This is a genomic window from Neobacillus sp. OS1-2 (assembly GCF_030915505.1).
GTDB lineage: Bacteria > Bacillota > Bacilli > Bacillales > Cytobacillaceae > Neobacillus.
The window spans coordinates 2587689-2600549 of the sequence record NZ_CP133265.1; the positions used below are offsets into that span (position 1 = coordinate 2587689).

The window sequence follows — 12861 nt, forward strand, 5'->3', positions numbered from 1 at the left end:
GGTTTTGTCCATCCTTGGCAGGATGTGCAAGACCCGTCTTTCTTAATAAATGACAACCGGCTCGTATGTACTGAGATTATCATACACGGCTTTCATTACACTTGGAGGCGTGTTGACACAGCCGCCTGAACCCGCCGTAAGATAGGCGTTACTTCCCCAGTTTGACCGCCAGCTGGCATCGTGGAACCCTTGACCGCTGTTTGTGAACGGAGCCCAATAATTAACCTTAACGGCATAATCGGCTTTACCTACTGCGCTTCCCCTAAGTGTATACTGTGGTCGTTTATAAAGGATATACCATACGCCAGGTGAAGTATCTTCACGGGTGCTGTGCTTACCTGTCACCACATTGGTTGTGAGGACTAATTGTCCGTTTTTATAAATCCAGATCCGCTGTTCCGCAATCGACACTTCAGCATATGTGTCGCCAATGCCATTATTCGCAGTAGTTTCATAGCCGATCCCTTCATTGCTCCAGCCTTTACCGTAAATATTTGAAGCGGGAATCGCTTGCTCTCCTTTTTCAAAAGCTTCCTGAATCCGTGCTGTTTCTTTCTCACTATCTAATGCCCAGCCATAGCCTTGACCCTTTACCGAAATGACAGAACCCGAATGGGTGGTAAAAGAGAAATCTTTATTTAGGGTGGATTGAGAATGATTAATTTCATCTATTTTGCTCTTAATGTCAGTTAGGGTGATGGAAATCTGTTTATCTTTTGACACCGAGGCGTTTTTAATTAATTCACTGGCGTTTAACGTATGCACTTTGTCTTGCACCTTGTAATCAACTTTACGGCCGAGTAGGTCCTGCAGCATTTTCTCCTCTTCCTTGATAATCGGGCTGTCCGCTGCAATGGGCTGTAAAAATACCGGTTTTAAATGGATATCACTCGTGTATTTCTGTTTTGTATACTCCTTTAATAGAGCAGCAATATCATACTGTTCACCATTCACACCATCGGAGATGACAATTTTGCCCTGTTCCAATTTCGCCGCTGCATCTACGGGGACCTTTAAGCTTTGATTCATGGTAATCAGCTTTTCTTCTACTTGCTTTTTCATCGTTTCACTTCGAAACTGATCTGCATTTTTGGGTAACAACGAATAATCTTTTGCCTTTGAGGAAGGAAAAAGGGTCCACTGGCTTTTCAATAATTTTTTCACTTCAGGCAAGTCATTATCCGTAAAAAGCATCTGTGTATCTTTTTCATCTAAAATTTGCTGACTTCCAATATATACTCTGTTTTGTAATTTTGCTGTTTTTAATTTATGGATCACTTGATCAGCCGTTAGCCCGCCGACTTTTGTATCATTAATCGTAATCTGCGAATTGAAACGGGTTAGCTGATAATAGGAAAAACCTGCAAAGATAAGTGCAATAATAATGATACTTCCAATGATAATCATATTACGGTTTCCAAGCCGTTTAAATCGGTTAGCCCGCCTAGTATCCATTTCTACAACAGTTTCGTTTACCGTACTCATAAACATTCCCTCCGCTACCTGGTAACTCAGTTATCCATCTTTCCAACTTTAAACTGGTGGATTTTCGTCAATGACTTTTGATTGATTTACCTTACTCTTAAATTATTACTATTATACTACTAGATTGGTTGGTGTGGAATTTGTCACTATTTGTAATAGCATGAAATTTAATATTTTGTTCGGCTTTTGTGTGGAGTATGAGGGCAAAAAAAAACCCGGCCATATGCCGGATTAAAAAGTATATATTAAAAGGGGGTTGAAAGGCTATGAAAAGTTCATGTCCGTTTCATAAATCTATCTTAACCCCTAAAGATGAACAAATTATGAATAAACCATTAATAATTGAAATTTTAGGGGAGCAAGAACCATTTACTAAATATTTTGTTGAAAGATAGGGAAGAGTATGATTGTCACAAAATAACAAAATATCTAAAATGGGTGATAATATGAAGGAAGAAGAAAGAGATCATCTTGCTGAAGCTCTTGAAAAGTTTGAACAATTGGAAGCCCAGGCAGTCGATGGAATAACAGCGGATCAAATTGAGAGTATCATTAAACAATGCTTTGAATGAGCTTAGGATTTGAATCCTAAGCTTTTTAATGCCTGCTCCCACTTTGTGGTAGGCGTTGATGGGAAGCAGGCACAGTTTTGATTACTTTGTTACTTTAATATAGAAGTAGATATCCTGGTTGACCTTTGTCGGTTCAGCGATAAGCTGGTAACCATGCTTGACTACTTCTTCTGGGACACTTCTAAATGATTGTGGACAATCGGCGATGACTAGCAAAGTTTCCCCAACCTTCATATTTTTTAGCGCATCCAGCGCATAAATGACAGGATATGGTCATGGCTCACCGCGAATATCTAAAGTGTAATTAACGTCCATTACTTGTGACAATTTTTATGCCTCCTTTGTTTGATGAGTAACCTTTGCTGCTTTTTGCTGCTTAATCCCAGTTCCATAGCGGAATCGTTTTTCCCACCAGTTTGAAAGGATAAACCAGACAGCCAGCATCGTAAGTGTACCAATTAAGGCTCCGGCAGGTCCCCATAATTCGATTAAATTTACCTTAGTCCAATTGGCCGTAAGGGCATTATAGATTCCGAGGTGGTCCCAGCCGTATGCTAAAATAGTGGCGCCAATGATATTTCCTGCTCCTACTACCCAGAATAACAACTGACCTTCCATCGCCCGGTACATCATACCTGTTTCACAGCCGCCAGCGAGAACAATGCCGAAGCCGAATAGTAGTCCGCCAATAACAGTGCTTGGGGCAGCCACTTTAATAAGGGCAACGGAACCGTTTTGAATATAGAAAAAGGTAATGACTACACTAATCATCATACCAACTGCGATTGCTTTCGACATAACCGCACGTCCGCTAATCCATAAATCGCGGAAGGCTGAGGTGAAACAAATCTGTCCGCGCTCTATTAGAATGCCAAATAGTGCACCCGCAATCGAAGCGACAGCTAATAGATTTTTACCGACAACGAAAAAGTAAACGATCACACCGCAATAGAGAATAAATAGAAGTAGTCCTAACTTCGGTTGAATGTTTGACTTTTGAGTTTTCGCTGCCGCAATGGGGTTAATTGCACCCATTCGTATGTTGGGCTTTCCGCGCCACCATTTCGTATTTACTACCTTCACACCAAAGTAGGTCCCGATTGCTGTTGCAAGCATAAATATCCATGAATGGAAAGAAAACTGGGGAACACCAGTGAAAAAGGCGGCTAAGTTACAACCAAGTGCTAGGCGTGCTCCAAACCCTGCGATAATACCGCCAATAAACCCTTGAACTAAGCGGCGCTTTTGCTTCGGAACGCGGATTTTAAAGCTGTTGCTGAGTAAAATGGTAATAAGTGCACCAATGAGCATTCCAATGACAATCCATCCGTCTGTACGGCTTAGTGGGGTCCCTTGGAAGCCAACTAATTGAAAATAGGCCCAATCTGATACATCTATACCAAACCAGCCCAAAATATGGGCGCCTAATCTAGTGAATTCCCCTGTTACGGCCCAGACAGTCCCGGTAATCCCGAAATACAAAGCACTAACCAAACCGGCAATACCAACGGCTATGTAGGGATTCCAATATTCTTTAAAGATTTTCCGATATAAATTCAACGAAATTCTCAACTCCTCATAAAAAAGATTTATATGCACAATAAATAATTTTAATTATTTTTCAGATGAACATCAATAGCATTTTGATGGTAAAGTGTGAACAAATAAATAAAGAAAAAACGCGAGGAACGAAACAAATCGAAAAACTGGTTCCCCTTGCATTTCATCTTGTATAATGAAAAATAAACATGCAAACATGAGGATTATGATGAGAATGAGAATGAATTTTCCCTTTAGTATCCCCCCAGTTTCTCTTGAAAAACAAAAATTACTGGAAAACCATTTATTTAATGAAAATCTTCAACGCTGTAAGCTTTTTGCGAAAATTGTTATTCTATTTGAAGTTATTTTGATTATGATGAATGTATCTTCATCGGTAGTGGATAACGGTCACTTTAGGATCAATACCTATTTAGTTTTATATTTCATTTTGCTCATTATGAGTATAACAATGCTCCTCTATATGCGTTGGTTTGAAAAAAGGCCAGAGTGTACAAAGAGGCAGTATGAAAGATTTCGTTTCGGACTTTTAGGATTTGTGAATTTCTTTTTGGTTTGGGGAGCGGTTGTCACACTTGTTGATCAAAGAGATTATGGGCATGTGATGGCTTTTGCGGTTAACTTGATGTGTGTATCGATTCTATTTCACGCCTCCAATCGAACCATTTTGTTTTTGTATGTATTACCAATCGCTGTGATATTTATCGGTTTACCTATTTTTCAACCTTCAAATGTGATTGTCATGGGGCACTATATTAATCTCACTGTCTTTTTATTTTTTTGTTGGTTGGCTTCAAGAATGTTATATATCAGTGTTTCAACCACTTTTTATCATAAATTGCTATTAACAGAGACGAATAATAATCTTGCGGCAAAAATAGCAGAAAATGAAAAAATGAATAAGGAATTGGCAAAAGTGAATCACCAACTTAGGCAATTGACAATCATTGATGAATTAACGAAAATTCCAAATCGGAGAGGGTTTCAGCAATTTATTCGAGAAAGACTGGACCACTCCAATACAAAGCAAAATCTATCCTTGATGATGCTGGATATTGATGCCTTTAAATTATTCAATGATAACTATGGACATCTTGAAGGTGATAAAGTAATCACAATCGTTGCTCAAACAATCCAAACCTGTATCGACACCACTACTAGTTTTACTGCTCGTTTTGGCGGGGAGGAATTTGTGATTGCTGCATTTGATCTGGATGATCCAGAAATGTATCAGGTGGCAGAAGCTATTAGGGCGACTGTTTGGGAAAGGCAGGTCCCTCACGAATATTCTCCGGTTTCCAACCAAATTACTGTGAGTATCGGCATTGCCTCAGGGTATGTTCACAATGAAGCAGAAGTGGAACAGTTACTCGAGAACGCAGATCATGCCCTTTACAAATCTAAATCCCGGGGACGGAATCGTGTAGAGTATTTTGAAGACCAATTCAATAATATAAGCTAGATTGAAAACGGCGAACAGTGACTAACACCGTTCGCCGTAAAATAAAGGTATTCAATCCTTTGATGGCTTGTTATATCCTCGATCCCCAAATGGCTGCAATTTCTCCAGCCACGGCTTTTTTAGTTGTTTAACTTCCCAACGTGGATCGATAACTTCGCTTGCATCTTTCTTTTCTAGCACCTCGAAATCAAATGCATCCTTGCCAAGATCCTTCCAATCCTTTTGGACCTGAAAATTGGCGAACATGCCCATTTCGAGCTGCGCCTGTAAAGTAAGCCACTTATTTTTTAAGTTAGGGCAGCTATCAATGTAAATTTTCCCGTTGGTTTTGTTTGTGATTTGGTACACGCCCATGTAGGTTTTCACCTGTTTGTATTCCTCTTTTAGTTCCTTACGCCTGTTCTGATCCATGATACCTCTCCCCTCAAGTTCAATAAAGGATAGTTAATACCCCATGTCTTTTAAAATTTTTGCTAAGACACGCAATCGCTCGCCCAGTAGTTCATCATCATCACTGAGAGCCTGGTTGAATAATTTTATATCCTCATCAATTTTTTCATTGTCCGTACATACGGCGACCGTCATGGCATCACCTTGTATACCGACCCGATCGATAACAGGGTTTTCGGTATCATATAATTTTTCATACCGATAGGCCTCGCGAAAATGCTGTTGTGTTCTGCAAACGAGAATGGCAAGATCAATGACACGGTGTAGGGGCAATTCCTCAGACTGTCTAGACCATTTTTCTCCTGTATGTCTCCATACTTTTGCTGAAATATCTACCTTTCCACGGTCATTCCACTGAGCCAGTCCTAATGAAAGTCCTTTGGCATCTGTATGATAAGCATTTCTGCCATCAACATTTTCATAATTATCGGAAACAATAACGGGTTTATGTTTTAAAGTAGTTGGGATTTTCATTAGTTACTCCTTGTCAAAATTGATGATTTAGTCATTTAGTAAATTACTAAATGACTACTTAGAATTTATCATTTTTAAAATGAATAGTCAATTTCACTTATGGTATAACTAAAATTGGGTCTTATTCAAAAAAACGTATGCTTCTCGGGGTAGCGTCAGGAAAATGCGGATTTACAATGTTAAGGAAATTTCAATAGTAAAAAGCCTAATTTCTCAATTTAATGTGAAGAAACTAGGCTTTTTCATTGCTCTATTAATACCGGAATGATGACAGTCTATATTTTCCATAGTACACCGTTACAAGAGGCAACACTTAGATTTACTGAGATCGTTGATTTAAGAGACAGGAACATACATACACCAATGAAGATCTTCGTTTCCATCAACATGGGTAGCAGAATGAATACGGAATTTATGGATTTGATTTTGTTCGACATTTATCTAGAGGTTGTATCACTCATTGAAAAAATGGCTATGCGAAAAAGCTGTACCCCTGCCCAACTCGCACTGTCATGGGTGTTAGCCCAAGGAGACCAAATCGTTCCCATTCCAGGAACCAAATATTGAGATCGTGTCAAAGAAAACCTGGGTGCACTAAAAGTTTCCCTTTCAGAGGAGACCTGACAGAAATTGAACATATAGTACCGAAGGGGATAGCTTCTGGAAGTAGGTTCTAATTTATTTATGGTTTGAAGTATTTAATACTAGCATCTATAAATAGTACAAAAGGGCTTTACACCAATAAAAAAATGAGTGTCAATTCCATAAGTAAATTGGCATTCATTTCAACTTCCATTTTTATGTTTGCGACAGGAAGGAAGCGGAACCTGTTAATTATAGTGCGTTATTTTGTTATAAAAGATTGTTTTCGCTCATTGAATGGTAAAATTCGCTCATTAAACATCGAAATTCGCCCATTGGATGTCATAATTCGCCCATTGAGGAGGTAAGTCGCTTAAATGAATCATGAAATGTAATTATCTAAGTATAAATTGCAAGTCCTTAAAGTTCTTTCGGATGATGCCATTTTAATAGGTCTCCTTTCCTTTTCTTTCCGTAGTCCAATGATCCCCAATACGGTAATGATCTGGTCTAAAAATCTCCTCTTCGCAATGCTTCGTTAAGTGAATGGAGTTCAGCCTCGATGTCAGCTAATTGTTTTTCTAAAGGAGAAAGAATCCCTTTGACGTTTTCCAACTTTTCTAAGTCATTCTGCAGTCTGACATATTCAAATTTTAATTCGCGGATTTTATATTCAATTTCTTTTTTATTCATGTTCCCCATCCTTTGTTCCTAATGTAAGTTAGTATGATTATACCAAACCAATTTTTATTAAACCCTTTTTTGTATGTATTAGTAAAGATTTCTGAAAATTCCTTGACATTGGTTCAGGAAATTATATAATTATTATCATTAATCCGATTAAATTAATATGAATTATGGGTAAAGTGGGTGGCGATTTGTTTCTCCAAATAAATAATATTAACAAACAGTTTACCAATCAAAAGGTTACTAGTGACGTTCTTACCAATATAAATCTCGATATTAAAGAAGGAGAGTTTGTCTCAATTCTTGGACCTTCGGGTTGTGGGAAATCTACCTTACTCTCGATTGTTGCCGGTTTAACAAAGCCAACGAGCGGTGAGATCTTGCTCAAAGGGGATTCCATCAAAAAGCCGGGGAAAGACAGGGGGATGGTTTTTCAAGAGGCTGCCCTATTTCCTTGGATGACGGTGGAGGAAAATGTGATGTTCCCGCTTCGCAAGGAAATGAAGAAAAAGGAAGCAAGGGAAGTTGCCCATCAGTATTTACAAATGGTTCAGCTAAGCAACTATACCAAACATTCCCCACATGAGCTTTCAGGCGGAATGCAGCAGAGGGTCTCCATTGCCAGGGCACTTTCAATGAATCCCAAGGTATTACTCATGGATGAACCTTTTGGTGCTCTAGATGAACAGACACGGGCAAGACTTCATCATGAATTAGAGAAAATCTGGTTTGAAACCAAAAAGACGATTCTTTTTGTCACCCATAGTATTAGCGAGTCAATTAAACTATCAGACAGGATCATTGTTATGGGAACAAGGCCAGGTGTGGTTCTTGAGGATATTCACGTGAAAATTCCGAGACCGCGGAATGCGCATCCGCAAGCAGTGGCTAAAGTAGAAGAGAAAATCAATAGCCTATTAAAATTAGAGATTGATAAAGTGATAAAAGAGGAACTGTCATATGCAGCGAACAATTAAACGAATTATATTTTTTGCGCTTTTACTCGTCATTTGGCAGGCTGCTGTGAAGATATTGAATGTTTCTCCGGCCCTTATGCCTGCTCCGACTGACGTTGTGAAAGCTCTAGGAACAGGTTTTGAAGATAAAACCCTCATATACGATATTCTTGCAAGTTTTAGAAGATTAGCCATTGGTTTATTTATTTCCATTATCATTGGCTTCTGTTTAGGTATTCTGTTAGCAAAAAATAAAACCGCTGATGAAACATTAGGCACCTTGATTCTAGCACTGCAGAGTGTCCCAAGTATTGTCTGGCTGCCAATCGCCATTATGTGGTTTGGCCTAAATGAAAGCTCTGTTATCTTTATCGTGATTCTCGGGGCAACACTTGTTATTACCATTAATATGAGGATTGGAATTAAGAATGTTCCGCCTCTTTATATTAGGGCAGCCCAAACGATGGGGTCGGGAGGAATTGATCTGTTTGCAAAGGTGATACTTCCTGCTTCCGTTCCATATGCCGTTACTGGAATTAGACTTGGCTGGGCCTTCGCTTGGCGTGCGCTGATGGCAGGAGAGATTTTGAGTACTGGACCTGGGTTGGGTTACACACTCAAGTACGCATCCGATTTCGGAAATATGAGTATGGTCATCGGTATTATGATCATTATTGGTGTCATTGGTACGATTGTAGATCTTACGTTCTTCCAACGAGTCGAACAGAATGTCATTCGCCGTTGGGGATTAGAAACGAGTAAATAAGGGGGAGAAAGTAGATGAATAAAAAGTCAAAAATCATTGGAATGTCAATATTACTTAGTATGGGAATATTAGCTGGCTGTGGTTCAAACGAAACGAGTGGCAGTGCTGGTTCCGAAAAGGTCGTGATTGGCTATTTTCCAAATATTGATCATGCACCTGCTATGATCGCAAGAGAAAAAGGGTATTATGAAAAAGAATTAGGTAAAAACGTGAAAGTGGAGTACAAAACATTTCCTGATGGCGGTGCCTTTATGACAGCATTAAAAACAGGTGATATTGATGCTGGTTTGGTAGGTCCCGGACCGGTTATGAATAACTTTACAAACGGTGCAGATGTTAAAATTATTGCGGGGGCATCATCAGGTGGAACAGCAATCATTGCAAGTGAAAAAAGTGGCATCAATTCTGTTGAGGATTTCCAGGGTAAAACGTTTGTCACACCTGGTATCGGATGCACACATGATGTCCAAATGGAAACATTCCTGCAGGACTACGGTATTTCATCGGCTAGAATTGGGGGGACATTAAAGCATGTAACCGGAAATCCCGCTCAATATGCCAGTATGTTTGAATCAGGTAAGGTCGATTTAGCTGCAGTACCTGAGCCGTGGGCAACTCAATTAGTAAAAGAGGCAGGCGCGAAAATTATTGTCGATAGCTCCCAAATTTCTTACGGGAATACATTACCGAATACGATTTTAGTTGCTAGTGGCAAGAAAATTAAAGCCGATAAGGGAGTGATTGCTAAAATTGTGAAGGCACAAAACGAAGCGATCAACTTTATCAATAAAAACCCTGATGAAGCAAAGGAAATTACCGTCCAAAGCATCAAAGAAATCACGAAGCAAGGACTTGATCAAGACGTAGTGGATACGGCTTGGACCCACATTCACTTTACTAAAGATGTTAATAAAGATGTGATTGAACAATTTGCCAATTCTTCTGTTTACCTAAAATTTTTAAAAGAGCTGCCAGAGTTTAAAACATTAATTGATACGCAATTTATTAACTTATAAGGAGCAAAGGGATACTGAGGACGTTTTGGTCAGCATCCCTGCTTCTGTTTTTATCAAAATGATCTTGAAAGGTGAAGAAAATGAAACTCTATCGTTCCATTCTTGATTTAATAGGGAATACGCCAACTGTCAAACTTAATAAAATACCGGAACCATCCGGTGCTGAAGTATTTGTAAAACTTGAATCCTTTAACCCAGGGGGAAGTGTAAAGGACCGTGCCGCGCAGAAAATGATTGAGCGGGCCGAGGAAACAGGAAAGCTAATCCCTGGAAAAAGCACGATCATTGAACCGACATCCGGAAATACGGGAATTGGCATTGCTATGGTAGCGGCCGTGAAAGGTTATCGCTGTATTATCACCATGCCTGATAATGCTACCCAGGAGCGAGTGAAAATCTTAAAAGCGTATGGAGCAGAAGTTTATTTAACTCCTGGAAAATTGCGTATGCAAGGGGCGATTGATGAGGCTGGTCGTTTGGCACGCGAGCTTCCTGACAGTTTTATTCCCATGCAGTTTGAGAATCCAGCAAATGCCGATGCTCATCGTGAAACGACTGCTGTCGAGATTTTAGAAGCTTTTGAAGGAAGGCTGGACGCCTTAGTGGTCACGGCTGGAACGGGCGGTACCGTTACCGGTGTAGGAGAAGAATTGAAGAAATCGATTCCCAATTTAAAAATATATGTGGTCGAGCCATTTGGATCACCGGTCCTATCAGGTGGTAATCCTGGGCCGCATAAAATCCCCGGAACAGGTCCAGGGTTTATCCCGAAAATCTTAAACCGTGAAATATTTGATGACATCCTGCTCATTAAAGATGAGGATGCAGAAGCAATGGCTCGCCGACTTGCGGCAGAAGAAGGTATCTTCGTTGGTGCATCAGGTGCATCGACTGCCCATTTTGCAGTTGAGATTGCGAAGGGACTTCCAGCTTCAGCAAGGGTACTGTGTTTGGCCCCTGATACAGGAGAGCGATATCTTTCTTCCGACCTATTTCCAGGATAATGTATGATCGTGATCATCCATTTAATAGGCAAAAGGCGAACAGTGATTAGCATTGTTCGCTTTTTTTTATGATATTCTGTTTCTAATTAGTATTCTTAATATGGGGGGATGAAAATGGGTTACATTGAAGAGTTAAGAGAAATAATTGGAAATCGGCCGATCATTTTAGTCGGTGCAGTCGTGGCAGTCCTTGATGCAAAAGGGAAAATTCTTTTACAAAAACGCCCTGAAGGCATCTGGGGACTGCCGGGGGGCCTGATGGAATTAGCCGAATCTGCTGAGGACGCTGCAAGAAGGGAAGTCTTTGAAGAAACAGGGATTGAAATTGGCCAGCTTCAGTTAGTGGATGTATTTTCAGGTAAGCAGTATTTTAGAAAATTAGCAAACGGTGATGAGTTTTATCCTGTTACCATTGCTTATACCTCTAAGGACATGAAAAATAACATCATTAAAATTGATGGGAAAGAATCAATTGATGCAGGTTTCTTTGATAGGCTAGAGTTACCGGAGAACACAAGTCCTTTAGTCAAAACACTGATCCAACGGTATTCTCATTTCCTCAACTAGAACGTCCAAGAAGAGTCCTTTAAGAAATAGGATGGCCTGCCTCCCGGTGCGAAAAAAGCTGGGGGTTAGGAATCTTTTTTTTGAAGGATAAAGGAAATCTTATCGATCGGATAAATTTAATCCTCCTCCGTATAGGCTTCTACCGTCGTATCTCTGCACTCCCAGCATTCCGTTCTATTCCGCTCCATAATGGATAATTCCTTTCCACAAGAAATGCACGTATCCATGTCTATGATCCCCTTTCTAATGAAAATGTTATATAAATATATGTGTTTATTTTTCTACTTATGCTACCTGGTAAAAATAAGTGCCAGACCTGCCGTGTAGTAAATTAGTACCATCATGTGGGGACAGACTCTGCTTAGTATCTTTAATAGATATAAAATTCAGAATTTTATTGACAAATAGGAAAAGTCTTCGTTACTATAGGGTTATGAATGATGATATTTACGAATGCGATTCGGTAATGTCGAATAACGAGCACGGAGGGGAAGTCATGGCTGAACGACTTATTCAATCGATTGAAAGAGCTGCGGGTGTGCTTGAATTGTTTTTGACCTCGGATCAGGAACTAAGTGTGAAAGAAATAAGTGAAAAAATGGGTTTATCGAAAAGTACCGTTCACGGAATCATTAAGACCCTTGAGGTTAGAGGTTATCTTCAGCAAAACCGGGATGATTCAAAATACAAGCTGGGCATGAAGCTGTTTGAATTAGGAAATAGGGTTAGTCAGCAATTTGACCTTGGGAAAATCGCTCGCCCGATCATAAAAGAACTCGTTGAGGAGCTAGAGGAAACGGTTCACTTAGTTGTTTTCGAACGTGAAGAAGTTATTTACATTGAAAAATTGGACGGTCCTAGGCAATTAAGGATATACTCCCAAATTGGCAAGAGGGCACCCATCCATTGCACAGGGGTAGGAAAGGCGATTCTTGCCTATCAAAGCGAAAAAGAGATCAATCGACTCTTATCAAATAGCGAAATGGAACCGTTTACGGAATATACGATCACCGATAAAGAAGAGTTAAAAAGACACTTACACCAGATACGAGAAAAGGGCTATTCAATCGATGATGAAGAAATCGAATTGGGACTCAAATGTGTGGCGGCCCCAATATTCGATCATCATGGAAAGGTGTTAGGTGCGATTAGCTGTGCAGCACCTAAAGTAAGGATGAACAATGAGAGGCTTGGGGAAGTCATTAAGGGGATTAAACAAGCTGCATTGAGGATTTCAGCTAGTATGGGCTACGAAGCTAAACCAACACATATGTAGGTTT

Annotated in this window: 16 protein-coding genes; 10 read left to right on the plus strand and 6 right to left on the minus strand. The window is 39.8% G+C overall.

The window, feature by feature from the left end; all coding sequences use genetic code 11:
* Nucleotides 1-42: 42 nt before the first annotated feature.
* Complete coding sequence (locus RCG19_RS12665) at nt 43-1485, minus strand: L,D-transpeptidase family protein (RefSeq protein WP_374049544.1); 1443 nt, start codon at nt 1483-1485, stop codon at nt 43-45.
* 266 nt (nt 1486-1751) lie between these two features.
* On the opposite strand from RCG19_RS12665, the gene RCG19_RS12670 reads away from it, so the two are divergent.
* Nucleotides 1752-1880 (plus strand): hypothetical protein, encoded by a 129-nt coding sequence (locus tag RCG19_RS12670; protein ID WP_308107425.1) that lies wholly within the window; start codon nt 1752-1754, stop codon nt 1878-1880.
* Between the two features lie 12 nt (nt 1881-1892).
* On the plus strand, nt 1893-2057 hold the full coding sequence (locus RCG19_RS12675) for a hypothetical protein (RefSeq protein WP_166244351.1): 165 nt from the start codon (nt 1893-1895) through the stop codon (nt 2055-2057).
* 81 nt (nt 2058-2138) lie between these two features.
* Here RCG19_RS12675 and RCG19_RS12680 read toward each other — a convergent pair whose 3' ends face one another.
* Both RCG19_RS12680 and yedE read right to left on the minus strand, forming a co-directional pair.
* On the minus strand, nt 2139-2318 hold the full coding sequence (locus tag RCG19_RS12680; RefSeq protein WP_308110987.1) for a sulfurtransferase TusA family protein: 180 nt from the start codon (nt 2316-2318) through the stop codon (nt 2139-2141).
* Nucleotides 2319-2387: 69 nt separating this feature from the next.
* Complete coding sequence (gene yedE, locus RCG19_RS12685; protein WP_308107426.1) at nt 2388-3617, minus strand: selenium metabolism membrane protein YedE/FdhT; 1230 nt, start codon at nt 3615-3617, stop codon at nt 2388-2390.
* 214 nt (nt 3618-3831) lie between these two features.
* On the opposite strand from yedE, the gene RCG19_RS12690 reads away from it, so the two are divergent.
* On the plus strand, nt 3832-5079 hold the full coding sequence (locus RCG19_RS12690; RefSeq protein ID WP_308107427.1) for a GGDEF domain-containing protein: 1248 nt from the start codon (nt 3832-3834) through the stop codon (nt 5077-5079).
* A 51-nt stretch (nt 5080-5130) separates the two neighbouring features.
* Here the strand turns inward: RCG19_RS12690 and RCG19_RS12695 are convergent, their stop codons facing one another.
* Both RCG19_RS12695 and RCG19_RS12700 read right to left on the minus strand, forming a co-directional pair.
* Complete coding sequence (locus RCG19_RS12695; protein ID WP_308107428.1) at nt 5131-5490, minus strand: GIY-YIG nuclease family protein; 360 nt, start codon at nt 5488-5490, stop codon at nt 5131-5133.
* Nucleotides 5491-5523: 33 nt separating this feature from the next.
* On the minus strand, nt 5524-6003 hold the full coding sequence (locus RCG19_RS12700; protein ID WP_308107429.1) for a DUF6530 family protein: 480 nt from the start codon (nt 6001-6003) through the stop codon (nt 5524-5526).
* A 399-nt stretch (nt 6004-6402) separates the two neighbouring features.
* On the opposite strand from RCG19_RS12700, the gene RCG19_RS12705 reads away from it, so the two are divergent.
* The gene (locus RCG19_RS12705) at nt 6403-6570 is read left to right on the plus strand and encodes an aldo/keto reductase (RefSeq protein ID WP_308107430.1); all 168 of its coding nucleotides are present in this window, start codon (nt 6403-6405) and stop codon (nt 6568-6570) included.
* A 525-nt stretch (nt 6571-7095) separates the two neighbouring features.
* Here RCG19_RS12705 and RCG19_RS12710 read toward each other — a convergent pair.
* Nucleotides 7096-7278 carry an SE1832 family protein gene (locus RCG19_RS12710; RefSeq protein ID WP_308107431.1) on the minus strand — a complete coding sequence of 61 codons (183 nt, stop codon included), beginning with the start codon at nt 7276-7278 and terminating at the stop codon, nt 7096-7098.
* A gap of 185 nt (nt 7279-7463) precedes the next feature.
* Here RCG19_RS12710 and RCG19_RS12715 point away from each other — a divergent pair, with 185 nt between their 5' ends.
* The 6 genes from RCG19_RS12715 (at nt 7464) to RCG19_RS12740 (ending at nt 12857) form a co-directional block, all read left to right on the plus strand.
* A complete protein-coding gene (locus tag RCG19_RS12715; RefSeq protein WP_308107432.1) occupies nt 7464-8249 on the plus strand; it encodes an ABC transporter ATP-binding protein in 786 nt (261 codons plus the stop codon).
* Entirely contained in the window at nt 8233-8994 is a 762-nt protein-coding gene (locus RCG19_RS12720) for an ABC transporter permease (RefSeq protein ID WP_308107433.1), read from the plus strand. Before RCG19_RS12715 ends, RCG19_RS12720 begins: the two co-directional genes overlap by 17 nt.
* 14 nt (nt 8995-9008) lie before the next feature.
* Nucleotides 9009-10010, plus strand: coding sequence for an ABC transporter substrate-binding protein (locus RCG19_RS12725; protein ID WP_308107434.1), 1002 nt, complete (start codon nt 9009-9011; stop codon nt 10008-10010).
* Between the two features lie 80 nt (nt 10011-10090).
* Complete coding sequence (gene cysK / locus RCG19_RS12730; protein WP_308107435.1) at nt 10091-11014, plus strand: cysteine synthase A; 924 nt, start codon at nt 10091-10093, stop codon at nt 11012-11014.
* Nucleotides 11015-11128: 114 nt separating this feature from the next.
* Nucleotides 11129-11581 (plus strand): NUDIX hydrolase, encoded by a 453-nt coding sequence (locus RCG19_RS12735; protein ID WP_166243570.1) that lies wholly within the window; start codon nt 11129-11131, stop codon nt 11579-11581.
* A gap of 496 nt (nt 11582-12077) precedes the next feature.
* Complete coding sequence (locus RCG19_RS12740) at nt 12078-12857, plus strand: IclR family transcriptional regulator (RefSeq protein WP_308107436.1); 780 nt, start codon at nt 12078-12080, stop codon at nt 12855-12857.
* Nucleotides 12858-12861 lie beyond the last annotated feature (4 nt).